This window comes from Bacillus sp. FJAT-47783, assembly GCF_022808615.1.
In the GTDB taxonomy this organism is placed as follows: domain Bacteria; phylum Bacillota; class Bacilli; order Bacillales; family Aeribacillaceae; genus Bacillus_BZ.
The window spans coordinates 1-24,431 of sequence record NZ_JAKZKS010000022.1 but is presented as its reverse complement, the minus strand read 5'-3'; the positions used below and the strand labels follow the sequence as shown (position 1 = coordinate 24,431).

At 39.3% G+C, this 24,431-nt stretch carries 26 protein-coding genes, 2 pseudogenes and 1 riboswitch; of the genes and pseudogenes, 8 read left to right on the top strand and 20 right to left on the bottom strand.

All coding sequences use genetic code 11. The features are described from left to right. Window positions 1-43 precede the first annotated feature (43 nt). Window positions 44-145, top strand: a complete 102-nt coding sequence (locus MLD65_RS14120; RefSeq protein ID WP_243292510.1) for a YjcZ family sporulation protein — start codon at window positions 44-46, stop codon at window positions 143-145. A 123-nt stretch (window positions 146-268) separates the two neighbouring features. Here MLD65_RS14120 and thiE read toward each other — a convergent pair whose 3' ends face one another. From thiE to MLD65_RS14055, 13 genes are all read right to left on the bottom strand, one after another. Then, window positions 269-877: a thiamine phosphate synthase gene (gene thiE / locus MLD65_RS14115; protein WP_243292546.1), complete on the bottom strand. Its 609-nt coding sequence runs from the start codon at window positions 875-877 to the stop codon at window positions 269-271. 35 nt (window positions 878-912) lie between these two features. Beyond that, a complete protein-coding gene (gene thiD, locus MLD65_RS14110; RefSeq protein ID WP_243292509.1) occupies window positions 913-1,722 on the bottom strand; it encodes a bifunctional hydroxymethylpyrimidine kinase/phosphomethylpyrimidine kinase in 810 nt (269 codons plus the stop codon). An 18-nt stretch (window positions 1,723-1,740) separates the two neighbouring features. After that, complete coding sequence (locus MLD65_RS14105) at window positions 1,741-2,766, bottom strand: thiazole biosynthesis adenylyltransferase ThiF (RefSeq protein WP_243292508.1); 1,026 nt, start codon at window positions 2,764-2,766, stop codon at window positions 1,741-1,743. Next, the gene (locus tag MLD65_RS14100; protein WP_243292507.1) at window positions 2,763-3,530 is read right to left on the bottom strand and encodes a thiazole synthase; all 768 of its coding nucleotides are present in this window, start codon (window positions 3,528-3,530) and stop codon (window positions 2,763-2,765) included. The genes MLD65_RS14105 and MLD65_RS14100 overlap by 4 nt, the downstream gene beginning before the upstream one ends. Window position 3,531: 1 nt before the next feature. Continuing rightward, the gene (gene thiS / locus MLD65_RS14095; protein ID WP_243292506.1) at window positions 3,532-3,735 is read right to left on the bottom strand and encodes a sulfur carrier protein ThiS; all 204 of its coding nucleotides are present in this window, start codon (window positions 3,733-3,735) and stop codon (window positions 3,532-3,534) included. A 12-nt stretch (window positions 3,736-3,747) separates the two neighbouring features. After that, the gene (thiO, locus tag MLD65_RS14090; RefSeq protein ID WP_243292505.1) at window positions 3,748-4,884 is read right to left on the bottom strand and encodes a glycine oxidase ThiO; all 1,137 of its coding nucleotides are present in this window, start codon (window positions 4,882-4,884) and stop codon (window positions 3,748-3,750) included. Beyond that, a complete protein-coding gene (gene tenI / locus MLD65_RS14085) occupies window positions 4,881-5,498 on the bottom strand; it encodes a thiazole tautomerase TenI (protein WP_243292504.1) in 618 nt (205 codons plus the stop codon). Before tenI ends, thiO begins: the two co-directional genes overlap by 4 nt. Window positions 5,499-5,513: 15 nt before the next feature. Then, window positions 5,514-6,308, bottom strand: coding sequence for an energy-coupling factor transporter transmembrane component T family protein (locus tag MLD65_RS14080; protein ID WP_243292503.1), 795 nt, complete (start codon window positions 6,306-6,308; stop codon window positions 5,514-5,516). A 15-nt stretch (window positions 6,309-6,323) separates the two neighbouring features. Then, window positions 6,324-7,778, bottom strand: a complete 1,455-nt coding sequence (locus tag MLD65_RS14075; protein ID WP_243292502.1) for an ABC transporter ATP-binding protein — start codon at window positions 7,776-7,778, stop codon at window positions 6,324-6,326. 11 nt (window positions 7,779-7,789) lie between these two features. After that, the gene (locus tag MLD65_RS14070) at window positions 7,790-8,377 is read right to left on the bottom strand and encodes an ECF transporter S component (RefSeq protein ID WP_243292501.1); all 588 of its coding nucleotides are present in this window, start codon (window positions 8,375-8,377) and stop codon (window positions 7,790-7,792) included. Beyond that, on the bottom strand, window positions 8,364-9,059 hold the full coding sequence (gene tenA, locus MLD65_RS14065) for a thiaminase II (protein ID WP_243292500.1): 696 nt from the start codon (window positions 9,057-9,059) through the stop codon (window positions 8,364-8,366). Before tenA ends, MLD65_RS14070 begins: the two co-directional genes overlap by 14 nt. Before the next feature lie 289 nt (window positions 9,060-9,348). Beyond that, window positions 9,349-9,457, bottom strand: a riboswitch (TPP riboswitch). A gap of 218 nt (window positions 9,458-9,675) precedes the next feature. After that, window positions 9,676-10,086, bottom strand: a complete 411-nt coding sequence (locus tag MLD65_RS14060; RefSeq protein WP_243292499.1) for a Uma2 family endonuclease — start codon at window positions 10,084-10,086, stop codon at window positions 9,676-9,678. 384 nt (window positions 10,087-10,470) lie between these two features. Next, window positions 10,471-11,199 (bottom strand): DsbA family oxidoreductase, encoded by a 729-nt coding sequence (locus MLD65_RS14055; RefSeq protein ID WP_243292498.1) that lies wholly within the window; start codon window positions 11,197-11,199, stop codon window positions 10,471-10,473. Window positions 11,200-11,766: 567 nt separating this feature from the next. Between MLD65_RS14055 and MLD65_RS14050 the strand changes: the two genes are divergently transcribed. The 3 genes from MLD65_RS14050 (at window position 11,767) to MLD65_RS14040 (ending at window position 14,647) form a co-directional block, all read left to right on the top strand. Further along, the gene (locus MLD65_RS14050; protein ID WP_243292545.1) at window positions 11,767-12,483 is read left to right on the top strand and encodes a Crp/Fnr family transcriptional regulator; all 717 of its coding nucleotides are present in this window, start codon (window positions 11,767-11,769) and stop codon (window positions 12,481-12,483) included. Window positions 12,484-12,739: 256 nt separating this feature from the next. Beyond that, entirely contained in the window at window positions 12,740-13,975 is a 1,236-nt protein-coding gene (locus MLD65_RS14045; protein ID WP_243292497.1) for a nitrate/nitrite transporter, read from the top strand. Between the two features lie 135 nt (window positions 13,976-14,110). Beyond that, entirely contained in the window at window positions 14,111-14,647 is a 537-nt protein-coding gene (locus MLD65_RS14040) for a hypothetical protein (RefSeq protein ID WP_243292496.1), read from the top strand. A gap of 317 nt (window positions 14,648-14,964) precedes the next feature. Here MLD65_RS14040 and MLD65_RS14035 read toward each other — a convergent pair whose 3' ends face one another. The 4 genes from MLD65_RS14035 to MLD65_RS14020 are packed head-to-tail and all read right to left on the bottom strand — an operon-like array spanning window position 14,965 to window position 19,391. Next, on the bottom strand, window positions 14,965-15,495 hold the full coding sequence (locus tag MLD65_RS14035; RefSeq protein WP_243292495.1) for a QcrA and Rieske domain-containing protein: 531 nt from the start codon (window positions 15,493-15,495) through the stop codon (window positions 14,965-14,967). 21 nt (window positions 15,496-15,516) lie between these two features. Beyond that, window positions 15,517-16,059 (bottom strand): 4Fe-4S dicluster domain-containing protein, encoded by a 543-nt coding sequence (locus MLD65_RS14030; protein ID WP_243292494.1) that lies wholly within the window; start codon window positions 16,057-16,059, stop codon window positions 15,517-15,519. A 30-nt stretch (window positions 16,060-16,089) separates the two neighbouring features. After that, complete coding sequence (fdhF, locus tag MLD65_RS14025; RefSeq protein ID WP_243292544.1) at window positions 16,090-18,213, bottom strand: formate dehydrogenase subunit alpha; 2,124 nt, start codon at window positions 18,211-18,213, stop codon at window positions 16,090-16,092. Further along, complete coding sequence (locus MLD65_RS14020) at window positions 18,213-19,391, bottom strand: MFS transporter (RefSeq protein ID WP_243292493.1); 1,179 nt, start codon at window positions 19,389-19,391, stop codon at window positions 18,213-18,215. The genes fdhF and MLD65_RS14020 overlap by 1 nt, the downstream gene beginning before the upstream one ends. 175 nt (window positions 19,392-19,566) lie before the next feature. Here MLD65_RS14020 and MLD65_RS14015 point away from each other — a divergent pair, with 175 nt between their 5' ends. Further along, entirely contained in the window at window positions 19,567-20,304 is a 738-nt protein-coding gene (locus MLD65_RS14015; RefSeq protein ID WP_347709310.1) for an Mrp/NBP35 family ATP-binding protein, read from the top strand. A 399-nt stretch (window positions 20,305-20,703) separates the two neighbouring features. On the opposite strand, the gene MLD65_RS14010 is transcribed toward MLD65_RS14015, so the two are convergent. Then, window positions 20,704-20,850 carry a YwiC-like family protein gene (locus tag MLD65_RS14010; RefSeq protein WP_243292492.1) on the bottom strand — a complete coding sequence of 49 codons (147 nt, stop codon included), beginning with the start codon at window positions 20,848-20,850 and terminating at the stop codon, window positions 20,704-20,706. A gap of 522 nt (window positions 20,851-21,372) precedes the next feature. On the opposite strand from MLD65_RS14010, the gene MLD65_RS14005 reads away from it, so the two are divergent. Then, a complete protein-coding gene (locus MLD65_RS14005; RefSeq protein WP_243292491.1) occupies window positions 21,373-21,831 on the top strand; it encodes a cyclic nucleotide-binding domain-containing protein in 459 nt (152 codons plus the stop codon). A 244-nt stretch (window positions 21,832-22,075) separates the two neighbouring features. Here MLD65_RS14005 and MLD65_RS18475 read toward each other — a convergent pair whose 3' ends face one another. Further along, on the bottom strand, window positions 22,076-22,264 hold the full coding sequence (locus MLD65_RS18475) for a hypothetical protein (RefSeq protein ID WP_481748531.1): 189 nt from the start codon (window positions 22,262-22,264) through the stop codon (window positions 22,076-22,078). 200 nt (window positions 22,265-22,464) lie between these two features. Here MLD65_RS18475 and MLD65_RS14000 point away from each other — a divergent pair, with 200 nt between their 5' ends. Further along, complete coding sequence (locus MLD65_RS14000) at window positions 22,465-23,037, top strand: DUF2087 domain-containing protein (RefSeq protein WP_243292490.1); 573 nt, start codon at window positions 22,465-22,467, stop codon at window positions 23,035-23,037. A 73-nt stretch (window positions 23,038-23,110) separates the two neighbouring features. Further along, window positions 23,111-24,238, top strand: a pseudogene (locus tag MLD65_RS13995) (MFS transporter); the annotation flags it as partial. 66 nt (window positions 24,239-24,304) lie between these two features. Here MLD65_RS13995 and MLD65_RS13990 read toward each other — a convergent pair. Beyond that, window positions 24,305-24,431 (bottom strand): annotated as a pseudogene (locus tag MLD65_RS13990) (IS200/IS605 family element RNA-guided endonuclease TnpB); the annotation flags it as partial.

Sequence of the window (24,431 nt, the reverse complement as noted above, 5' to 3'; positions counted from 1 at the left end):
AATATTACTGTTCGTAATATTATTCTTTGGAGGTGTTTAATCCATGGGTGATTCTTGTCACAACGGTAGTGGTTTTGCAGTCGTGTTAGTATTGTTTATCTTGTTAGTCATCATCGGTCTAGCTGCTCTTAAGGATTATTGTTAATAAACAAATTAGCTATTGGTTAGCATGAGAGAACTAAAGAGTATGAAACCGTAACATAATCGCGAAATATAAAAAAGCGTAACATCAGTAAGAATGTTACGCTTTTTATTCATGTCTCGATATTTAGAAAGAATATCTTTTGTACTCATCTAGCAATTCAAAAGCGGCCATTTCGTTATCTTTTGCTTTACTAATGGCTGATATGACGGCAACACCGTCTGCTCCTGCTTGAATGATCGGTTCAAGGAGACCGTTATGAATCCCTCCGATTGCGACAAGTGGTAATTCAACGCCTGACTCTCTTATTTGCTGAATGACGATGGGGCCTTTTACTTCACGAATATCTTTTTTTGTATTCGTTTCATACATTGGGCCGACTCCAATGTAATCGGCTCCTGCTTTTAGCGCCGCCTTTGCTTCTTCAACATTATGTGTTGATATTCCAAGAATTTTATGACCGATCTTAGCACGAACCTCAGAAATATCCCCATCTTCTTGTCCGATATGCACACCGTCTGCGTCTAATTGTAAGGCAAGCTCCACATCATCATTTACGATAAATGGGATTTGGAGTTGTTTACATAATTGTTGTAAGTCTTTGGCGAGTTGAATTTTTTCCTTACCAACTAAACTACCGGTACCTTTTTCTCGAAATTGGAACATCGTAATACCACCACGAATCGCATCTTTTAAGACTTCATATGGATCTTTTGTACAATTGGTACTCCCCATTACAAAATATAACGTTAAATGCTCACGCTGAAACTTCACGTTAACACCTCTTGACGCTTCCGGTATGCCCAATGATTCGTTGGACCGTGTCCGCCACCAATTCCGAGCTCATCTTCAATTGCCGCTTGAATAAATGCTTTCGCAACTCCGACTGCCTCTTGTACGGTTTTCCCTTTTGCAAGCTCTGCCGTAATAGCGGCTGCAAACGTACACCCTGTCCCGTGTGTATGGTTCGTATCAACGCGCGGACTTTCCCATTCGAAAAATTGCTCTCCATCATATAATAAGTCAATTAATCGATCACTAGGATCATGGCCACCCTTCATCACAACATTCTTTGCTCCTAATTCAACTAGCTTTTTCGCCGCTTCTTTTCGAGCATCCATGCTGTCAATGATCATTTCCGTTAGCACTTCCGCTTCTGGGATATTGGGTGTTATGACCTTTGCGATTGGGATTAAGTATTTTTTCATCGCATGTACTGCCTTCTCTTGTAATAAAGGTGCTCCACCTTTTGCAATCATAACAGGATCTACGACAAGATTATTCCATTGATATTTTTTGACTCGCTCAGCCACCGCTTCAATGATTTCTTCGCTAAACAACATGCCTGTTTTTAATGCGTGAGGACGTAAATCTTCTTCAATCGAGTCGATTTGCTCGATAATCGCCGCAACAGATAATGGATAAACTCCTTGTACACCGAGCGTATTTTGAGCGGTTACCGCTGTAATCGCGGACATGCCAAATGCCCCAAGCTCTTGAAACGTCTTCAAATCGGCTTGAATGCCTGCTCCACCCCCACTGTCAGAACCAGCAATCGTTAATGCTTTATAGACGTTCATAGGGTTAACCTCCTTTCATTACCCTAAATAGCGATGATATAATACTTTCGCTTCATTGATATCCTTTGTGCCATGAACGAGTACGCGTCCATCTTTAAACACAACAAGACGATGCTCGTTAACTTGAAACGATAGAAGGTACGGGTTTGCCTCCACTTTTTTTCCTTGCTGAGAAAGTAATTGCGCCAACTGCTTTAAATCTCGTTCCTTTTGAAGTGCTGGTCGAATTTGTACTGAATCCCGTCCGCAAAGCACGGCCGTTTTTGTTTGCATATCGTACGTTAAATAAGGGTAGGTTGGGTTCGTTCCACAAGAAGGACAGTTTTCCTTTTTCACCTTATCAACGCGAATCGACGTATGTTGATTTTTCCATAAATCAAACGAAATCAGTTTCCCGTTTAATGAGTCCCAATCCTCAACAAGAATTTTTAACGCCTCGACTACTTGATAAGAAACAACCATTTGCACCGTAGGACTAATTATGCCTGCTGTATCACACGTCAAACCACCTAACGGAACAGTATCTAACAAACAATGTAAACAAGGTGTTTTCCTAGGAATAATCACATAACTTAAACCATAACTACTAACACAAGCTCCGTAAATCCACGGAATGTTATATTTTTGAGAAACGTCATTTATGACCATTCTTGTATCAAAATTATCTGTTGCATCAAGAATTAAATGAGGCTTCTCTTTTTTTATCAAGTTTTCTAAATCAATCGGTGTTGCATCACCAGCGATCGCTTCAATTTCAACATCTTGATTGACTTGTTTGAGACGTTCTTTCGCTGCAATAGCTTTCGGAAAACGATTACGTGCATCTTCTTCACTATAAAGTTGCTGCCTTTGCAAATTGCTCCATTCTACATAATCACGATCAATGATCGTTAGCTTTCCGATACCAGCACGAACGAGCGCTTCTGCATTTCCTGTACCTAAAGCACCTGCTCCGATAATTAGAACATGTTTCGTTGCTATTTTTTTTTGGCCCTCTTTTCCGATTGGTGAAAAAAGCTCCTGTCTCGAATATCGTTCGGTCAAACAGTACTCATCCCTTCCATCGGGCTGCTTGCTGTTGCATACCGTTTCTTCGGAATTCGTCCAGCTTCAAAGCCGAGCCTTCCTGCTTCAATGGCAAGCTTCATCGCTTTTGCCATTTTTACTGGGTCTTTTGCACCTGCTACTGCTGTATTCAGTAAAACGCCATCTGCCCCTAATTCCATTGCCATAGCTGCATCTGTTGGACAGCCAATACCCGCATCGACAATGACAGGAACCGTTGCTTGTTCAACAATTAAGCTGATGTTTAATGGATTGATAATACCTTGCCCTGAACCAATCGGTGATGCACCTGGCATGACAGCATGACAGCCTAATTCTTGTAGGCGTTTCGCTAAAAGAACGTCATCAGATGTATAAGGTAAAACGATAAACCCTTCTTCTAATAATATTTCTGTTGCCTTTAATGTTTCGACTGGATCTGGTAAAAGTGTTTTTGGACAACCGATAACTTCAACTTTAATCATGTCACAAAGTCCTGATGCTTTCGCTAATTTTGCAATGCGAACGGCTTCTTCCGCTGTTTTCGCTCCAGCTGTATTCGGTAGCAATTTGTATTTTTCAACCTCAAGCTTCTCTAAAAAGTTTGGTTGATTTGGTTCAAAAATGTTCATCCGACGTACCGCAAAGGTTAAAATTTCAGTTTCTGAAACGTCTACAGCTTCTTTTTGAATATCAAAGTTCGGATATTTTCCTGTCCCTAATAAAAGTCTTGATTCAAATTCATATGGTCCAATTTTTAACATATTAACCGCCTCCTACAAAATGTACGATTTCCACTTTATCTCCATTTGATAACATTGTTGTTTCATAGTCTTGCTTCTGAATAATGTCTACATTCACTTCAACAATCGCAATTTTATTGTCTAATTGAAAATGCGATAGTAAGTCTGATACTGTTTTGACGCTTTCAGGAAGTTGAAGCGCCTCTCCATTAATGATCAGTTCCATTTCCACTCACTCCTAAGTGGTTATTATATTTTTAGCATTTCTTGTTAGTTGAAAACTTGAAAGGTCAAAGTCTATCTGTTTTCCTTCTATTAAATCTGCAAATAGAACTCCTGTGATCGGACTTAGCAATATCCCATTTCGGTAATGTCCAGTCGCTACCCACATCCCTTTAATTTGAGGGTGTTCTCCCATAAACGGGAGCCCATCTTCTGTTTGGGGACGGATACCGCTCCATACTTTTTCTAAGCTAGCATCAGATAGTTTCGGTATCATCATTTGAGCCCGTTTTAGCAAGCTATAGATTCCTTTTACAGATACAGCCTTTTTAAATGTATGAGGAATCGAGGTTGCACCGATGAGAAGTCGATTTCCTTGTTTCGGAACGATATAACAACCGTCTTTTGAAAACATCGTTGTTTCTAACAATGGCGTTTCCGTCAAAACGGAAAGACATTCCCCTTTAACTGGGTACATGTTCAAATCCAAATTCGTATCTTTTACTAACTGAGCGGACCAAGCCCCTCCTGCGATAACAACAGAATCTGCATAAATCGTTTCATTTTCGGTTTTGACTCCATTAACGCGTCCTTTCTTTTTCAAAAGAGAAATGGCTTCCTTATGTTCTCTCATCTCTGCGCCATATACTTTTGCGGCCTCACTAAAGGCTCGGGATAAATCAGGTGCTCTTACTTGTCCATCATTACGAATGTACATAGCACCTTTAAAATCTTCTGTCACATTTCGTTCTAATTGTTTCAGTTCGTGTTGATCAAGCCAGTTGACATGAGCATCTCGGGAGTCCCAAAAATGATATTGCTCTTGTAAAGCATCAAATTCTTCGTCGGTGAAAGCAATTTTTACTAGTCCTTTTTGTACAAGCCCGATATCAATCCCGGTTAGTTGTTTCAATTCCTCCGATACGCTCGGAAACATAGCACGACTCTTTAAGGCTAACGGAATCAAAGGACTATCGCTTGAAAATTCTGATTGAGCCCCAAGCATTCCTGCCGCAGCACTTGAAGCCTGACTCGCCATTTTTTCTTTTTCCAACATGACGACACGTGCACCACGTTTTGCTAATTGGAACGCAATAGAACTTCCAATGATCCCACCGCCTACAATGACTGTATCATAGTTTAGGCTGCTCATACGTTCGTCCTCTCCTTTCTTATCAAGCTCCGATACGCTTTCGCCGCAAACGCTGGGTTATTTGCTAAAAATACTCCAGACATCACAGCTATTCCGTCTGCACCTACTTGTAAAATGTGTTCAACGTTATCTTGTTTAATTCCACCAATTGCTACAACCGGAATACGTACTTCTTTTATCAATCTTTCGAGTTCCATCAACCCTCTTGGAGCTAGGCTAGGCTTACACGATGTTTCAAAAACATGACCATAGATAAGATAATCGGCTCCCTCTTGTTCCGCTTGCTTCGCTTCTTCTATGGAATGAACGGAGCATCCGACTCGTAAATTCGGAAAGCTTTGTTTCACAAGTTTTGCCTGTAAGCTATGGTAAGCGAGCTGGACACCTTTTAATTGAAAAGCAACAGCTACATCGACTCGGTCATTAATCATTAATTTCTCCCTCGGTACTCCTTTTTCAATAAGAGCTGAAACGATTTCTGCTAATTCTTTGGCTGTTTTTGTTTTTTCACGCAAATGAATCGCATCAACATATGGGTAAATAGTAGAAGCAATACTTACCAACTGATTGACAGGTTGTTTACCTGTTGTGATGACATGGAATTCCTTTCTCATTATGTCCCCTTCTTTCTAACGAACATCGGTTATGAGGAAGTACGGAAAAACATTCGATACGTAATATGCTAGAAAAATAAGCACAGCCATACTTGTTACGAAAAGTACATCATATTTGCTAAAGCGAATTTCATAGTAAAACGTCCGGTTCGACTCATTCGTAAAGCGCTTCGCTTCCATCGCAACCGCAATCCGTTGTGCCCTTCGAATACTTTGTGAAAGAAGAGGAATTGCGTAACGTTTCATTTTTTCAAATAGACCACGAATGCTTTTTGCTTGTGTAGCTCCGCGAATTTTTAAGGCGTTATGAATCGTTTGAAATTCTTCCATCATAATCGGAATGAGTCGTACTCCTGCTAAAAAGCTGTAAGCATATTTAGGCTTTAATTTAAGCTGCTGCATCAGCGAATAAAATAAATAGACAGGCCTTGTTGTTAAAGAGAAAATAATACCGAGAAGTGCAAAGATTAATGCACGGAAACCAAGGTGTAAGCCGCGAAAAAAGCTTTCTTTCGTAATGTGCACAAGCCCCCACTCAAACCACGTTGTTTCTCCTTTCCCAAAAAAGATCATGGAAGTGGCCGTTGAAATAAAAATGACGAAGAAAGGAAGGAGAATAAGCATGAGCCATTTTTTTGGATAACCTGTATATGCTATAAACAATAGGAGAAAAACAATTGTTAAATTAATGAGTATATTTGGATTATGAATGAAAAGCACACTTAAAAATATGACGAGCATCACAATCAGCTTCAAGCTAGGGTTTATGCGATGAAGCCATGTTTCCTTATATTGTAACTGTAACCTCATTGGTCTTCCCCCCTTTTAAACCGAAAGCAACGCATTTTTATCATGAAGCGATACTATAGACTCATCTTTTATTAGGCGCCCTTCCTTTATCTCCCATCTTCTCGTTGCAAAGTGTTCCACAATGTTTTCATCATGCGTCACCATAACAATCGTTGTTCCTCGCTTACGTAACTGTTCAAGAAGCTCTAAAAGGGCGAACGTGTTTTTCGCATCTTGCCCAAATGTCGGTTCATCTAATAGTAGGATCTTTTGTTCATTAATAATCGATGCTGCGACACTTAACCGTCGTTTTTGTCCCATAGACAGTTGGTAAGGATGCTGATGTTTCACCTCTTCCAAATGAAACATATTGAGCAAGGAGGAAACTTTATCCTTTATGTCCTCTTCTGGTTTCTTTTGAAGCCTTAAACCGTACGCTAGCTCATCATAAACAGAATGAGTGACAAATTGAAACTCTGGATTTTGAAAAACAAACGCCATTTCGTCATATACATTTTTCATGTTCGAAAGATGTCTTCCATAAAATGTACAAGTTCCGTTCGTGCGAATTAACTTTGTCATTGCATGGAGCAACGTACTTTTCCCCGCTCCATTTTTTCCTGTCACGACGATCCATTCCCCAGCATTAATCGTGGCTTCCTCGATATAAATTTTCACTTCTTTATTCCGATACCCTTTAAAATGTTGAAAGCGTAGCACTTCCTCTTGTGAAGAAGGCACTTCTCTTTTTTTACGTGTATTTATATAATCATCCCAAACCGATGGATGCCAAATTCCATGTTTATCAATCGTTGCTTTATACTTTTGAAAGATTTCCTTTGTTGGACCATCTGCAATAATTTCTCCCTTGTCGTTAAACAACACGATGCGGTCAACAAAATCAAATACGTGTTCAATTTTATGTTCAACAATAATAACTGTTTGGTCTTTTGCGATGTTTTTAATCGTGTCCCAAATCGATTCGGTTCCATCTGAATCAATCATAGCTGTCGGTTCATCTAAAAATAATACGTCGGGGTCTAAAGCAAGTGCTGATGCAATCGCAAGCCTTTGTTTCATTCCACCTGATAATTGATTGATATTGGTGTGGATCGTGTCTACTTGTAGACCTACTAAGTTTATAAGCTCGTTGATACGTTTATACATGTTCTCACGAGGTATTTGCATGTTTTCAAGGACAAAAGCAAGTTCCTCATCTACATAAGGCATACAAAATTGTGAATCGGGATCTTGAAAAACATATCCCCATTTCTCCGGAATCGCCTTTTGTTCTGCCTTCATCGGAATATCGATTGAATTAGGGATCAACCCTGCTAACACTTGAAGCAAGGTTGATTTTCCACATCCTGAAGGACCTAACAACAACACTTTTTCTCCTTTATGAAACGAAATAGATAAATCCTTAAACAATAATGTGTCGTTGCCAGGAAATTTTAGACGTAACTGATCTACATATGCGACTCGTTCCATCTCTTCACCTTCTAGCGATCTAATGCGTCGTAATCCGCTTTCGACGCTGGGCGTACAAGTTGTGTGACTCCTGTTGCTTCAAGAGCTTTGACTAAATAGTAAGCGAAAAACCCTGATATGATAATAGCACCAACTACACGTGCAACAATAAATAAAGTCAGGTTCCAAAGAGCAAGCTCCTCAATATATCCTTTGTAGAAATCCATAATGAGTGAGCCAACCGTTGATCCGATTGCTGCTAATGAAACCGCCAATACATCATAACGTTTGTAACGGAATGCAGCGAAAACCATTTCAGCTAATAACCCTTGTACGAATCCATAAATAAGAACTTCAAGGCCCCATTCGGAACCTGTCATAAATTCACCAGATGCAGCTGCCACTTCTGCTAAGAGAGCGACTCCAGGCTTACGAATAATTAAAAAGGCGACGGTTGCTGCAATAAACCACATTCCATAAATGAGCTGATCGAAATGTAACCCAAACGGCTTCACAAAATAGTAAAACGGCCCCCAAAGTTTATACACAAGTCCAAACACAATCGCAATGACGATCGTTGTTAAAATGTCTACTAGTTTTAGTCCTTTATGATTTTGCATCTGTTACTTTCTCCTTTTCGTTTACAGGCCACGCTTCTAACGTATACGCCATTTCCCAAAATGAATATTCATACTGACTGCTAATGATAAAGTGTTGTTCCATACGCTTGCGATCTGCCTCTGTTACTGTCTCTGCAATCGCATCTAACCTCGCAATTTGCTCTTCCACTAACGTACGGAACCAATCAGATCCGTAAGCATTGATCCACTCTTGATAAATCGGTTCTGCCGGCTTACTCCCTTTTAAGCGTTCGCCAATCTCGTAATATAACCAATAACATGGCAAAATCACTGCGATAATATCGCCGATATGACCTTCGTATGCAGCACGGTACATATGTGATGTATACGCATAAGCAGTCGGTGCCGGAATAAATGATTCCTTTTCCTCTTCTGTAATTCCTAATCTTTTAGCAAAATTCTCATGTAACGAAAGCTCCGCCTCATACGTGTTTTGTGCATGATGCGCCATTTTAGCTGTCGTATGTAATTCAGGTGCTTTCGCCGATCCTAACGCTTGCACACGAGCAAAATGACTTAAATAATATGAATCTTGCAAAACGTAGTAACGGAATGAATTTAAATCTAAGCTTCCATCCGCTAGTTTCGTCACGAATGGATGATGAAAACTAGCTTCCCAAATTGAGTCAACTTTTTTTCTAAGTAACTGTGAAAATGACATAAGACTCCCTCCTAGAAATTAAAGAAATTCTTCACAGACCGGGCCCTTCTGTGTTTTAGCGCCAAGCGCCTTGCTCAGCCTCAGACAAAAATGTTCTTACGACGAAAAGGCGCTTTTTGCCTTTACGGCGTCACGTTTTAGACTCAAGAGGCTAGGTGCTGGAGCTGGACATCGAAGACTTCATTAAACCTTGTAAATTTTTTCCTGCATAATTAAAATAAAAAACCACTTTCCTTACATGCGTAAAGAAAGTGGTTTGGAAATCATTCGTAAATATACGTATAGTAATGTTCCGTCACTTCCACTTCCCTACGCTGGTATCATCCAGATCAGGTTCTAAGGGTCTTAAAGGAACACTTTAATCTCAGCCCATCTTTTGGGCACCCCTAGTGGATACATATTAAGCGATATTTAATTCGTATTCTGACACCTATAATAGCACAACTTATGAAACTGTCAAATCTTTTTTTGTTGTCCTTCTCCACCTAAAAGCCTAGAAGCTTTAATGTTAAGTTATTATCAAAAAAGGCCTCGTTTATTTCGTGTCATTCAATATAAGCTTTGATCGTAAACAGATAAGGAGCTCACTTAAAACCTTAATTGATTTTAAGTGAGCTCAAGAAAGAATGGTGCTCATCTCTATTTCAAATTCAGGGAAAATGTGAGATTGGAATACGTCCTCTTTATTATAAATACGAGGTATTTCATACGTACCCATATCTCCAATAATATATTGCTCCACAATATTCTCATTAGGATAAATTAATAAATATTCTCTTACTGCATATTTTTGATATTGGTTCAGTTTCTCAATACGATCTCTCTGCCAAGTCGATGGAGATAGAACTTCTATAATGAGGTCTGGCGCACCCTTGCAACCTTGATTATCTAATTTTCTTTCGTCGCAAACTACACTAATATCGGGCTGTACAACATGAAATTCTTTTTCATTTTCTGCAGCATACGATGCGCTGATGCAGTCGTGACGGCGCAGCTTGCATATAGGGAATCCCATCAATAATTTCATAACGTGGCTCATCAGTCCATGTTAAATATTCAGCATATGACACTTTCTTAGGAATAGGTTGATTTATACTCAAAAGAGACACCACCTTCATTTCCTTTAGTTTAACACCAATATTGGAAAAATTCAGTGGAATACATGTTTCCTTATTATTAAATTATTTAAAGAATTTTAGATTTATCGCATCATAATTAAAAAAAATGACCATATGAAAGAGATACATAAGTTATTTAAAAAGGTTGATAAAACTACATGTAAGATTTTTTCATTTTCTGTTAGTAACGAGTTGCTTTTTAGCTCGTCATATATTTTTTAATTAAACGTTTGTTTAACATGTTTTTGTGCGGCTCCTATCCGCTCTCTTTTGAAGATAGCGGCTGTTTCCATTTATTCGTTTTTATTTGGAATCTCGCATTGCCCTTCCCCACACATTGAACCTGCCTCTTCTTCTTCAGACAAACGCTGAAGGTCCGGTGATTGTTCTTCTTCCCATGCTTTTTCCAGCGCTTTAAGGAAGGTTTCTGTCGGTTGGGCACCAGAGATGGCATACTTATCGTTAATGACAAAAAACGGAACACCTCGGACACCAATTTTCCGGGCCATATTTTCATCCGCGCGTACCTCGTTTGCATATTCGTCAGCGTTATAAAGTACGTTTTTTACTTCCTTTGGATCTAATCCGACTGCATGTGCTATATTCATTAATGTTTCAAGATCCCCAATATGCTTTGACTCAGTGAAATGAGCATACAACAAGTTTTCCGTTATGTCCGTTTCTTTACCTTTTGTTTTTGCATACTTAGCTAATCGATGTGCATCAAACGTATTCGTTGGAATCATCGTTTCAAAATGAAACGTTAATCCAACCGTTTCCGCCTGTTTTGCTACTTGTGCTGTCATCTTTTTTGCCTCATCTACACTTACACCATATTTTTTCGCAAGCATTTCAGCCTCGGTCATACGAGTATCCTTCGGGGCTTCCGGATCCAATTCGAAGCTTTTAAATTCAATCTTGACCCCTTCCCGATGCGGGAACTGCTTTAACGCTTCTTCTAAACGACGCTTTCCGATATAACAAAACGGACATACGAAATCTGACCATATTTTAATATTCAATACGTTCACTCCTCATTTATCTTGAATTAAAAATATTATACCATTGTTTCGTTTGACTTTCTCTTTTTATGCTTAATGCGATCCTTGTTCTTGATTACTACATTGGTTAATAGTGAGAATCGTGTTGTTGATTCTTCCGTCAGTCAAAATAAATAGATAAAGGTCAACACATGATTCATTTGTAGTATAGAAATTTGGAGCTGTAAAGCAAAAATAAAATTGACGATATGTGAATAAAAGGTTACAATGACAAAGGACATAAATTCCTACAAAAAGGAATTTATGTCCTTTTTTATTTTCATAAACAACAAAGGTTTTGTATATAACACATCATTTGATGAATTTCGATATGACACATTTTTTGCAAGAATCTAGTTCTTTAAAGGATAATAGAATTTTTTGTAGAATACACAAAGTGGTGGGTCCTTAATGTTTTTTGTAGTATCGTCACTTCAAAAACTCTACAAATTAGGGGCGAAGTCCTTTTTTATGCTTTTGAAAGTCTTATAGCTCTTGGGATGAAAAAAAGCAAAATCCTCAAAATAAGTAGGTGTGGAGTGGTTGAAAATGAAATTGAACGCATTCAGACAAAGTGACATAGAATTAATTTCTGAGGAATTGAAGAATTTACTTATGTCCATAAGTACTTTAAGAAAAGTCAAGGTACATTCATACTTGTTTCAAGAAGGTGCAGATGCCTATGAACTGTATTTGATAAAATCAGGCCTCTTCCAAATCAGCAAACTGACGATGGAAGGAAGAGAGTTAAACTTGAGAATATGTAAGGAAAACGATATTATTGGTGAGTTGACCTTATTCTCAACAGATGCCAAGTACATGCTCAGCGCGCTAGCACTTTCCGACAGCGAAGTGCTTGTGATAAAGAAAGATCACCTTGAAGCCGAGTTATTAAAAAATACTTCATTGACATTTGAATTCATGAGGTGGATCAGTGATCATTTGCGCAAGAACCAGTCTAAAATTCGAGACTTGGTGATGAACGGGAAGAAAGGTGCACTTTATTCTACATTAATTCGTTTTACGAATAGTTATGGTGTTCGTACAGAAGAGGGAATCCTGATCGATATTCATCTTACAAATCAGGAGTTTGCGAATTTCTGCGCTGCGACTCGTGAAAGCGTCAACCGCATGTTAAGTGAATTGAAGAAAAAAGAAATCATTAGTACAACAACTGATGGAAAACTCATTGTGAAAGACTTGCAATACCTTCGAGATGAAATAGGGTGTGAGAATTGTTCAATCAGCATCTGTAACATTGACTGATGTTTCTCTGAATATGAATCATTCATTTTTCGAAGCTATCTTTGGATTAAGGTAGCTTTTTTTACTTTCTCCCCCCTATAGGCAACATATCTTCCTTAATATTACCCACTTTTCCACTCACATTCCGTGGTTGTTCATATGAGGTTTTTGTTGAAAAACTTTGCTGTGATGTACTTCACAACCAAGAAAAGATCCTTTCTGCTACGATACCTCTAACAAGGAATAAACTATCGTTCTAGAAGGGAGTTATAGCACAATGAAGAGTCCAAAAATACAACTATCTCTTCAAACATCAAGTTTAGTGGCAGGATTTATGATTTGGGTGTTAATTTCTTCATTAATGCCAAATATTAGACATGATATTGAACTGACGAACCAAGAAGCGACACTCGTAACCGCCATTCCCGTCATACTTGGATCCTTGCTCCGAGTGCCATTAGGTTATTATACAAATAAGCTTGGTGCAAGGGTGACCTTTACGATCAGCTTCTTCATCTTATTAGTGCCTGTGTTCTATATTAGTATTGCCGACTCATTAACAGACTTAATAATTGGCGGTCTGCTGATAGGGATAGGAGGAGCAACGTTTTCTATCGGTGTAACCTCGCTGCCTAAATACTTTCCACCTAACAAGCATGGGTTCGTAAATGGGATTTATGGTGCTGGAAATATCGGAACCGCCATAACTGCTTTTTCAGCCCCCGTCATGGCAGAGTCATTAGGGTGGGAAATGACCGTAAGACTCTTTCTTGCGCTACTGATCCTCTTTGGACTGCTTAATGTAGTATTAGGGGATAAACATGAGAAAAAAGTGAATGTTCCTGTTTGGAAGCAAATAAAAGAAGTTTATAAGAACGCAACTTTGTGGAGTTTAAGCTTGTTTTATTTCATTACGTTTGGGGCATTTGTAGCTTTCACAGTGTACTTGCCGAACTTCCTGGTTAACCACTTTGGCATGACAACGGTGGATGCCGGACTGCGCACAGCAGGATTTATCACGCTCGCTACCTTAATGCGTCCAATTGGAGGGTATTTATCCGATAAATTCAATCCTTTCGGCATTTTGATGGCTGTGTTTGCCGGATTGACTTTCTCTGGTATCCTACTGTCCTTCTCTCCTACACTGGAGCTTTATACAATAGGGGTTCTCACCGTTGCTTTTTGTGCTGGAATCGGTAATGGTACTGTCTTTAAACTTGTTCCGATGTACTTCACGAAGCAGGCAGGAATTGTTAATGGTATCGTTTCTGCCATCGGAGGACTCGGCGGCTTCTTCCCTCCTCTTGTACTCACGACCGTTTTCGGAGCGACGGGACACTATGCTATCGGTTTCATGGCTTTATCAGAATTTGCCTTAGCAAGCTTAATTATCGTCGTATGGATGTTCTTCCAAGAGAAAATGAGCGTTGAAAGAAAGGGCAGCAAGAGGTCATCTCAAAGTATGCTATTTGCGGATACTAACGGGGTCGTCCAAAAACAGACAATGAATTGAGTCCAAAAAGCGGTCCTTAAGTTTTAACGGACAGCTTTCTTCTACTAATATCTGATTGAGCCACCTAAAACGTATATTAATATTGACAGAAAGAAAACTCAGTAATGCATTTCACATTGTAAGGGGGAAAACTTGATGCTATCTGTAACGGTAGAGATCCAAAATAAAGAAGAATTTGATTTGTTATTATTAAAACTAGGGTTTTTTCGTAAAAACGGCTTCTATATTTTTAAGACAAATAACCGGGAACTTTTAAGAGCTGAATATACTTCTGATGATGACAGTGCCGTTTTTAAATTTTCACCAGGATTGAACTTGGAAGAATACACTACCATTCATCATTTATTAAAAGAGATTCTCCAAGACGGAAAGCTAAATTTTGATGATTCCAACAGTTTGCTCGGATATTTAAAAAACGGAGAAGGAGCCTATATCCTGACGAACTGGTATAAATGGTATGAGTTCCTCCAAGATGCCAAACTGAAATCTCTTGAAGGAAAAAAAGTAAGAGTACTAGATGAGAAAGAACGTGAACTTGCTTCCGGACTGTTTGTTGAATACAAAAAAGATAACGCCTCACATAAAATCATACAATGTTCCGTTATTACTTTATTGGGAGAAAGAACATATAGCGGAAATGCCTTGAAAATTGAACCGACAAATGAATGGTAAAATAAAAAAAGTTCCAGAAAGCTTTACTTTGCTGGAACTTTTTTTATTACGAAAACGGTCTAAATCCATCTTCCCTCCGCCCCCATCCATGTCCTTATACGAGCTCGATAAGGACATAGACATCTCTTTTATCTCACTTCCTATACGTTTGCTTTCTCCACCTTAAATAAATCACGAAACAAATAACGGATGAAATAAAACTTATAGTGGAATAAGCCCACACATGTGTATATTCCTGACCGAAATAGGCTTCTATTGTCCATTGTAACATCACAACATTCAATGCCAATGTAAGGAAAATGCCGACCCAGTATCCTTTACGATCCATGACGGATTTCCCTTCCAACTGCATAAACATAGCCATCTTTCACTTCTAACTCGATTAAAGGTAGCTCCCTTTGTGGAGGACCGGCGAGAGGATGCCCGTCATCCACGCTGAAAAACCCTCTGTGACAAGGACATAGGAGGACAGATTCCTCTTTTTCATAAAATACCGGGCATTGAAGATGGGTGCACTTACTATTATAAGCTTTTAACTTTCCCTCTTTAGTGTGGACAAGTATAGCCGGTTCATCTTCTGTCGGATAGTTGAAATTAACAGCGCTGTCCTTTGGAATATCAGAAAGCTTGCCAATTAATTTTTTATTTTTCTCATCCTCTTTCTCATTTAATGCCAATACGGAGAAAGGCAATGTCGCTAGCCCAAGGGTGATGGAAGCACCAACGGCTGATTTCAAAAACGCTCTCCGATTATATTTGAGGTCTTCATCCCTGTTAAGGTTATCCACTAAGTTGATCATATCGTCCTGAGTATCTTTGCTGTTTCTTTTTTGTTTGTTGTTATTCATCCAAAAGCTCTCCCTTCTTCGTTAATCAGTATAAACACCAAAGAATTCTGGAACATAGTCCCACTTATTTCCCTCTTGTGGCTTTTTCCCTTCAACGAGATTCATCTGTGAACGTTTTCTGCGCAATGCTTGCATTTCGTCAAAGTCAATGAATCGGATCGCATCACTTGGACAAACAGAGGCACACATCGGAGCGATATCATATTTGGATCTGTCATAACACATGTCACATTTGTACATTTTGTTTTCTTCAAAATCAAACTTTGGAATCCCGAAAGGACAGCCGAATGTACAGTTGCGGCAGCCGATACACTTCTCCTCCATCGCAGAAAGAACAACGCCTTCTTCGGTAATTTGAATGGCATTGGCCGGACATACTCTCGCACAAGCCGGATCTTTACATTGCATACATAACATAGGATATGTTTGCCTACTTTCAGTAAAATCGACATATTCGACGTAATTCCGTTCTTTCGCATCATGGTCCCCGCATTCACGGCAGGCAGCTTGACATGCCCGGCAGCCGATACATCGTTCAAATTCTAAATACATGATTTTATTCATCGTTCTATCTCCTTCCCCGTGTCATTTTGTTTACGCTTTTTCTATTCTCAATGAACAAACTTTAAATTCCGGCATCCGAGAAGTTGGGTCAAGACAGTCATTTGTCAATTGATTAACCGCCAGTTCTTCCCCCCAATGATATGGGACAAATACGGTATCTTTTCGAATCGCCTTTGTTATCCGTGTTTTAACGGTCATGCTAGACCTAGGCGTAATCAAATTCACAATATCGCCATCCATCAACCCGTATTTACTTGCTAAAGCAGGATGCATTTCGGCAAACGGCTCGGGACATTGCTCCATGAGAAAGTCAACTCTTCTCGTTTGATTCCCGGATAAATAATGGAACACCACTCGCCCGGTTGTGAGGAATAAAGGAAAGTCATTTGATGGCGTTTCTCCAGCATCCTTCCAATCAACCACTGCAAGATTTGCTTTTCCATCAGGTGTCCCGAACGATTCCTCAAACATGGTCGGTGTACCTGGGTGGTCTTCTGAAGGACAAGGCCAAAACACCCCATTTTCCTTATCAATTCGTTCCCAAGTAATACCGTAATAATCTGCTTTTCCTCCCTTTGTTGCGAGACGGAACTCATCAAATATTTCACTCGGATCTTTGTAGGAAAAATACTTTCCTTTCCCCATCCGCTCTGCAATCATGCTCATGATTTTCCAATCTGGTTGGGATTCGCCAAGCGGTTCTGTTACCTTGCGGATGCGAATGACCCTTCCTTCAAGGTTCGTAGTTGTTCCCTCATCTTCTGCCCAAGTCGTTGCAGGCAGAACGACGTCTGCAAATTGCGCAGTTTCGGAGAGGAAAAAGTCGCTAACGACGAGAAAATCAAGTGCCTTGAACCCTCTCCATACATGCTCAAGATTTGGAGCTGATACGGCAGGATTACTACAAATCACATGCATTCCCCGAATTTTGCCGTTAAGAATCTCGTCAAACATCTCATAAGCAGACACACCGGGCTTTGGCATTTCACTCGGTTCAATTCCCCATACTTTGGCTACGTGTTCAACCGCTTTAGGGTCCGTCAATTTTCGATAGCCTGGGAGCAAGTCTGATTTTTGCCCGTGTTCTCTCCCTCCCTGTCCATTGCCTTGGCCAGTGAAGGTCGCCACCCCGGAAGCAAATTTCCCGATTTGCCCCCTTAGCAAAGCCATTGACGTATATAAAGTTACATTATCGACACCTTTAGATTGCTGCTCCACACCTCTGGCAAACATGACGACAGAACGAGGAGACTTCCCATATATATGGCCTGCTTTAATAATTTTATCAATTGAAATCCCTGTAATTTCAGATGTATATTCGGGTGTAAATTTCTCTACATTTTCCTTTAATGCTTCAAAATTGTTGCATCTTTTAGCAACATAATCATGATCCACATACCCTTCCTTGATCAGAATATGGAGCATACCATTCGCCAAGGCAGAATCTGTACCCGGCTTTAAATCAAGATGAACATCAGCAACCCTTGCTGTTGGTGTTTCTCTTGGATCGGCGACAATTAGCTTCGCCCCTTTGTCCTTTGCTCTCCATAACCATTGAATACTAGTTGGATGACACTCTGCTGTATTCGACCCAGCGATGAAGAAGCAGTCTGTATGCTCTAATTCTGGCCACGGAACTGTAGATCCCCTGTCAATTCCTAGAGTTTTCAAAAATCCGCCAGCTGCAGAACTCATGCAAAAGCGACCATTGTAGTCAATATACCTTGTACCAAGTCCGACCCTCGCATATTTCCCTACTAAATAACATTTTTCATTTGTCATGGACACACCACCGAAAACGGAAAGTGCATCTTTTCCACTCTCTTTTTGGAGCTTCTTAAAGTTCGTTTCGATCAAATCTAAAGCTTCTTTCCATGATGATTCTACAAATTGGCCATTCTTTTTAATAAGCGGCTTAAGAATTCGATCTTTATGATCAATCGTCTGATAGGCGGTGACCCCTTTCGGACACATTTTCCCGTTCGTGACCGGCCAATCATAGCGAGGTTCCACGCCGACTACCTTGTTGTTTTTTTCATTCACCCGGATATGCATGCCGCATTGCATACCGCAATAACAGCAATGGGTGGTGATGAGTTTCTCACCTGGTTTATGGAGGTTTTTAACTCCTTCTCTCGCAATAAATTGACTCATCATTTACTTCCTCCTTTTTGGTACTTTTCCAACTCTTTTTGGACATGCTCAGGAAACTGATAATAGTCATCTTGTCTTGACCTACTGAAACCAGGAAGATGGATTCCGTTATTGGTCAGTATCGGTTTTTCTTGTTCTTGAACTTGTTGTCCCATATTCATCTGTTTCATCACCCTGATTCTTCTGCGACATGCCGGACAGTAGTCCGATAAATAACTTCCGTCAGCTAACTGCAGATCGAAACTTTGCGAACGGAGAATTTCCTGGACGTCACTAATTTGATCGTCTGAGCTGTAAGCAATTCCACAGCTTCGGCAAGGCTTGGTATCCACCTTCCATTCCTCTTGATAGTTCATAGGAACAGCCGTTGCAAGCGGCCGGATCGGTAAATGAAACAACTTCCCAAATGGAAAATAAATAAGGAGAACTACTACAGTAATTTGGTGTATGAGTGTGAGGTAGTGATGCATCCACCCATCTAGTAGTGCGTAAGAAACCGTTAAAACCAACCCTGTAACGGTAACGGCTAACAACAGGATCAACGGGAACAAATCAAACTCTGCCCTTTGCGTGACCTTAACATCTTGACTAATAATCCTTCTGGCTAATGCCATGCTTACCCCAATCAGAACCATCGTTGCTGTTATATTCAAACCGTTATAGACCATTTCCGCGAACAAACCGTGTGCTGCCATCGATATCGTTTCAATCCCCATTACAACAATTACGTATGTGTCCGGATCGACAAGTTCAAAATGCATCCATCCAAAAGTCAAACCGAACGTGATGGCGAAAGAACCAATACACCCCCAGGCAATCAAAAAGTGCTGCACCCCTCTGTAGATACCTCTTTTAAAGATGAACTTCTGGAGAAAAATATTTTCAAAGGCTGTTTTGATAATCGCTCGAACATTTCGTTTTTGTCTTTTTTTCGTTTTTAAATTTTGGAAGCTTCTCCTGACCACTTGCTTTGTAGCTGGACGAAGCAGCCAAGAGCACATCCTTACAGTCAAACCGATAGCAAAAATGAAAGAGGAAATCAGATATCCCATTAATGCCATATCAAAATGAAGAAACTTCTCGGTTCCAATCCAGATCGTAAATAACAGAAACAAAATAACGAAGAATGCGTACTTACTCGTTTTAGAATAAAATGATCGTTCTATTGACTTCATCATTCCCTATCCTCCATGTGACTTTTTTTACACCTAAGGAACTCAATTTTTGTTAAAGTTTTAGTTAGTTACTGATGCATCAATTTCCTTCATTGTAATAAAAGAGCCTCTTATGTACTGTGAAGTACATCACATAGGAAGGAATTCATCAAAATAAAAATTTTACGAGGTGTTTAAAATGTTAACAGGACAAGTAATTGCCGTAACTAGCGGAAAAGGTGGGGTTGGCAAATCCACGGTATCCACCAACCTAGCTGTGTCACTTGCACGAAGAGGGAAAAATGTCGCATTGATTGACCTTGATATATATGGATTTAGCATTCCTAACATCATGAACCTTAAAGACAGGCCAAAAACGTTTAACGGAAAAATTATTCCTGTAGAATCAAACGGGGTTAAGGTGATGTCAATGGGGTTTTTAATCAAAAACAATGAACCGGTGATATGGAGAGGGCCAATGCTCGGAAAAATGGTCGAGCATTTCAGTAAAGATGTTATGTGGGGAGAATTGGATTATTGCATTTTAGATATGCCTCCAGGTACTGGAGATATCGCCCTAGATATGCATCATCATATTCCCCAAAGCAAGGAAATAATCGTGACGACCCCTCACCAAACAGCGTCGATCGTTGCTGAAAGAGCCGGTACAATGGCCTTTAAGGCAAAACACGATATCCTTGGTGTTGTTGAGAACATGTCTTACTTTCAGCCTGGAGAAGGAGAAAAGAAATACTATTTATTTGGAACCGGTGGTGGAGAAGTTTTGGCAGAGACACTCGGAACGGATCTGTTAGCGCAACTGCCAATCCAGGAACCAGATCAACACTCTGACACACCAGCTATCTATAAAGAGGATTCTCTCCTGTTCCAACACTATGAAAACCTGGCATCTTTAATTCTGACGAAAACAAATTAAGAAAAGCGCAAGGCGTCCGCCTATCGGGGAAAAGCAGAACAAAAGTGCGAGAGCTTCGCAAAAGCGGCGTACAAATTGGACCATTTCAGTAGGAAATAAAGGAAACTTGAACAACGTTTTAGTCGATGTTGACTAATTGTACGGATGAAATGGGCAGTTTGCTAGCCTAACGCTTAGAGCTCAACGCAACCAACTATGAACAAAGTTGTCCATAGGTTGGAAATTTATAATTTCCTAAACAACAAGACAAGCTGGTAGAAGGTTTCTTTTCACCTTCTACCAGCTTGTGACCTCGAGCCGATGGCGCCCTGCGCTAGACACTAAAAACTATGTGCAAAAATTTTTTACTTTTAACTTTTAAAGAAGAATGATGATACTAATTAAGAATAGCAGACCATTTTACGTATTCACTTTTTTCTTACCATTTAACAGCATCAACAGTGGATAGGTAGCCAGGTAGAGAAGCAGCCAGCCAATAAATAATGGAATAGTCGCATACTCAAAGGAACTTTCGATAATCCGTACGATATACGGAACCAGTAACATATCCTAGGCCACATGTTGCTTTGGAAGCAATGGTTTCAAGACGATCTTTCCCACATTTAACCTTTCAGCCACATAATAATCATATGTGATTTATTTCACTTACATATCTCCCCCTTTCCCTTACAATTAAAGTAAAAGAGACAAGGATAATGGAGCGGTACTTTAAGGAAATTCCTTTTTAGTCATCTAGAAACTTACAAGAGCATGTGAAGTGAACTTCAAGAAACCGCGACAATGTGAGTTCAGATAAGTGTGCTAAAGACTCCTGTTCAAGGGAGATGATTTTAGAGGAAACTTGCTTAAAAACATGCGGATGAAAGAATCGTCGGATCACCTATTGATCTCTTCCTCCAGAACTCCAAACAGACGTTCGATTATCATTATGCAGGGAGACAACCTAGACCGAGTGTTCTTTATTCATTCCAATGATACCAGTTGAGACAATACTCCTTATATATTTTGCAAACCCTTTTTGTCTCTCGTCTATCATGGAAATTACCGATATATTTTGGAGGGAGAATTGTGGTTACATCTCAATATACACTTTTACTTTACTTGAAAAACCTGTCGATCTTTCACGATCTCGATCATCAAGTATTAAAAAAAATAGTTGCTGCCTCCACACTAATGGAAGTCCAGGCGTTTAAACCTATTAGGGAGCTTCTTACTCAAGAGGAAATATACATTGTTCTCGTCGGGGAGTTGGTTCTGTACTATCATAATGCCGAAAAGAAACCATTTCAAGTAAGCTCCATACAAAAGGGTGAATTTTTCAGCCTCCTTGATGTTGATACAAGCGGCCTGATCATCAGCCCATCAGAGAATACAGTATTAATGAAAGTTCCTTTATTGTTCATAGAACACTTACTGATCCAGTATCCAAAATTCAAACAAAATGTTATACAAGCTATGAACCATAGTTTACGTTCCTCATACGAAAACTTAATCACACATCTCGGTAGGGGCTCAAACAAAGTGTAGCTGGTTTTGGGCAAATAAGAAGCCTTAACCTTCAATCGAAGCTCTTTCTTATTGCTCTAAATTTTGATGAAGTTGACACTGCCATCATACGTGCAATGGTGTTAGAAGTAATCGATAACCGTATGCTTGGACTGATCGGAGGGAGTGGTTTTGTTTTAACAGGAATATTTCTTATGATCGTTTTCTCATTAAAAGAGAAACAGCAGTTATTCTCTATTCGGGAATAACTGCTCCTCGCCTTTTATTAAGAGAAAATATCGCTCAAATTAACTTTGAATTCTGGGAAAGTACGAGAGCGAAATACATCCTCTTCACTGTAAATAATAAGTGTTTCATACGTTCCCTTTTCTCCAAGAATATATTGCTCCACAATTTTCTCATTAGGATAAATCAGTAAATACTCTCTTACTGGATAGTTTTGATATTGGTTCAATTTTTCAATACGTGCTTAATGTGCCTCATTGTTCTTTTGCAGAAGCAACTATCATGAAAGTTAAATATGAATAAAAAACGTTTACAAAAAGAGACTACCGACCTTTGGAAATTCACCTTATACTTTTGTAAATGTATTGAAATTCATCTTTGATTAGATTATTATCAAATTAGATAATAATTAAATTAGGAGGAAATCATTTGCAGTTAACCAGACTCGTTAATTTCCATAAAACGTTAGGTGATCCGACAAGACTTCGTATTATTGCTTTATTAAGACACGGCTCATTGCACGGCCAAGCGATAGCAGGGAAACTAGGCTTAAAACCGCCAACGATTACCCATCATATGACAAAGCTTCGCGAAATCGGCGTTGTTACGGAAAAACGTGAAAAGAATACGATTTATTTTTCCTTAAATACAAAAAGGCTTGAATCCAGCGCGTTAGCTATTTTGAAGATGGTGACGGAACCAGCTAGAAATGAAGAATTGAAAGCAAGCGAACGAGAGAGAAATCAGATTATTGCAAATTTCTTTACGCATGACGGAAAATTAAAGTCTATTCCTGCACAGCGCAAGAAACGAATCATTATTCTTGAGCATATTATTAAAGGATTAAAAATTGGTGAAGTGTATGATGAAAGTGAAATCAATCGTTACCTTGAGCAGTTTCATGAAGATTATGCCACATTAAGGCGAGAGCTTGTCATGAATCATTTTATGTTTCGCGAAAAAAATCAATATGAATTAAACCCGCCAGAGCTTTGGGTTTAATCGTTCCATCACAAATTTTTTTAAACAACTAATTTGATATATGTCTAATTAGAAAAATGAAAGAAGGGGTATTATGACAAGAATTATTCATCTTTTTCGTCAAGAGAAGCATTACGCACGGCTTTTTGGAGCTGGGATCGTAAATGGGATTGGAGACCGATTTAGTCAAGTCGCCCTACTCGTGTTATTAATTCAAATCACCGACTCAGGACTTGCCGTTGGAATTACTTTGGCAATTCGAGTGATCCCTTTTTTGTTGTTTGGACCGATTGGAGGTTTTTTGGCTGACAGGTTCTCACGAAAAAACATTTTGATTTTCACTGACTTATTACGAATTATTTTTGCCATCTCACTTGTGTTTGTAAATGATGAATCGATGATCTGGATCATTTATATCAGCACGTTTATGCTAGCATCGGGAGAAGCCATTTATGCTCCAGCAAGAAAATCCCTCATTCCTTCACTTGTTAAGCAAGAAAATATTATTAAGATTAATAGTTTGGAACAAGTGATGCTAGGTATCGTGTTAATGATTGGGGCATTTTCAGGAGGGGTTGTCACCTATTTTTTTGGTCCTGATGTGACCTTTTGGCTTAATGGACTGTCCTTTTTACTAGCCGCTTTCATTATTCTTAAACTCCCATCTGGTTACCACCATCATAAAGAAGAGAGCGAAACGAAAGCGGAGAAGTTTTCATTCTTTCATTCACTTCAAACACTAAGACAATTAATATCCCTATCTAGCCCCCTTCTCATTGCTGTTTCATTTGAAGTGTTCGTTCCATTATTTAATGGAATTGATAATGTGTTGATTAGTCTTTACGCTGTTCAAGAATTTCACCTTGGCGATATTGGTGTCGGTCTTTTTTATGGAGCACTAGGGATTGGGTTAATACTGAGTTTTTCCATAAGTCAGCGTATTCATAAGCACCTTATCATCATTGGATTAGGCACACTTATGTTAGAAGGAGTGTTACACATCTTATTAAGTCAAATTTCCTTCGCTTTTATAGCTATTCTTTTATACATATTGACTTCTCTTGTTTCGGGAATTTGTAATACATGTATCGATTCCATCGTCATGAAAGAAACACCAAGAGAATACCAAGGGATGATGTTTGGTTTACTCGCAACGGTTTCAAATTCTCTTATCGGCATATCGATGTTCTCAGCTGGAATGGTGTTAGAAGTAATCGATAACCGTATGCTTGGACTGATCGGAGGGAGTGGTTTTGTTTTAACAGGAATATTTCTTATGATCGTTTTAGTGTTTATCCAGTACAGCAATATTTCCATTCGTATGCTTGGTTGTATAAGATTGCACAGGATTCTTTTTAGACTTGAAGCGTGGTTTGTCGTTTTGCTTCTTAAAGAAGCGAGAATAAGCATCAGCA

Coding starts and splice junctions, on each gene's coding strand:
- MLD65_RS14075 (WP_243292502.1), bottom strand. CDS start 7,778: ATGGAACGAGTCGCATATGTAGATCAGTTACGTCTAAAATTTCCTGGC.
- tenA (WP_243292500.1), bottom strand. CDS start 9,059: ATGTCATTTTCACAGTTACTTAGAAAAAAAGTTGACTCAATTTGGGAA.
- MLD65_RS14040 (WP_243292496.1), top strand. CDS start 14,111: ATGCTATCTGTAACGGTAGAGATCCAAAATAAAGAAGAATTTGATTTG.
- MLD65_RS14020 (WP_243292493.1), bottom strand. CDS start 19,391: ATGATGAAGTCAATAGAACGATCATTTTATTCTAAAACGAGTAAGTAC.
- thiS (WP_243292506.1), bottom strand. CDS start 3,735: ATGGAACTGATCATTAATGGAGAGGCGCTTCAACTTCCTGAAAGCGTC.
- MLD65_RS14010 (WP_243292492.1), bottom strand. CDS start 20,850: ATGTTACTGGTTCCGTATATCGTACGGATTATCGAAAGTTCCTTTGAG.
- thiD (WP_243292509.1), bottom strand. CDS start 1,722: ATGAACGTCTATAAAGCATTAACGATTGCTGGTTCTGACAGTGGGGGT.
- MLD65_RS14015 (WP_347709310.1), top strand. CDS start 19,567: ATGTTAACAGGACAAGTAATTGCCGTAACTAGCGGAAAAGGTGGGGTT.
- MLD65_RS14060 (WP_243292499.1), bottom strand. CDS start 10,086: ATGAAATTATTGATGGGATTCCCTATATGCAAGCTGCGCCGTCACGAC.
- fdhF (WP_243292544.1), bottom strand. CDS start 18,213: ATGAGTCAATTTATTGCGAGAGAAGGAGTTAAAAACCTCCATAAACCA.
- tenI (WP_243292504.1), bottom strand. CDS start 5,498: ATGAGAAAGGAATTCCATGTCATCACAACAGGTAAACAACCTGTCAAT.
- thiO (WP_243292505.1), bottom strand. CDS start 4,884: ATGAGCAGCCTAAACTATGATACAGTCATTGTAGGCGGTGGGATCATT.
- MLD65_RS14045 (WP_243292497.1), top strand. CDS start 12,740: ATGAAGAGTCCAAAAATACAACTATCTCTTCAAACATCAAGTTTAGTG.
- MLD65_RS14080 (WP_243292503.1), bottom strand. CDS start 6,308: ATGAGGTTACAGTTACAATATAAGGAAACATGGCTTCATCGCATAAAC.
- MLD65_RS14070 (WP_243292501.1), bottom strand. CDS start 8,377: ATGCAAAATCATAAAGGACTAAAACTAGTAGACATTTTAACAACGATC.
- MLD65_RS14035 (WP_243292495.1), bottom strand. CDS start 15,495: ATGAATAACAACAAACAAAAAAGAAACAGCAAAGATACTCAGGACGAT.
- MLD65_RS14100 (WP_243292507.1), bottom strand. CDS start 3,530: ATGTTAAAAATTGGACCATATGAATTTGAATCAAGACTTTTATTAGGG.
- thiE (WP_243292546.1), bottom strand. CDS start 877: ATGGGGAGTACCAATTGTACAAAAGATCCATATGAAGTCTTAAAAGAT.
- MLD65_RS14120 (WP_243292510.1), top strand. CDS start 44: ATGGGTGATTCTTGTCACAACGGTAGTGGTTTTGCAGTCGTGTTAGTA.
- MLD65_RS14030 (WP_243292494.1), bottom strand. CDS start 16,059: ATGAATAAAATCATGTATTTAGAATTTGAACGATGTATCGGCTGCCGG.
- MLD65_RS14050 (WP_243292545.1), top strand. CDS start 11,767: ATGAAATTGAACGCATTCAGACAAAGTGACATAGAATTAATTTCTGAG.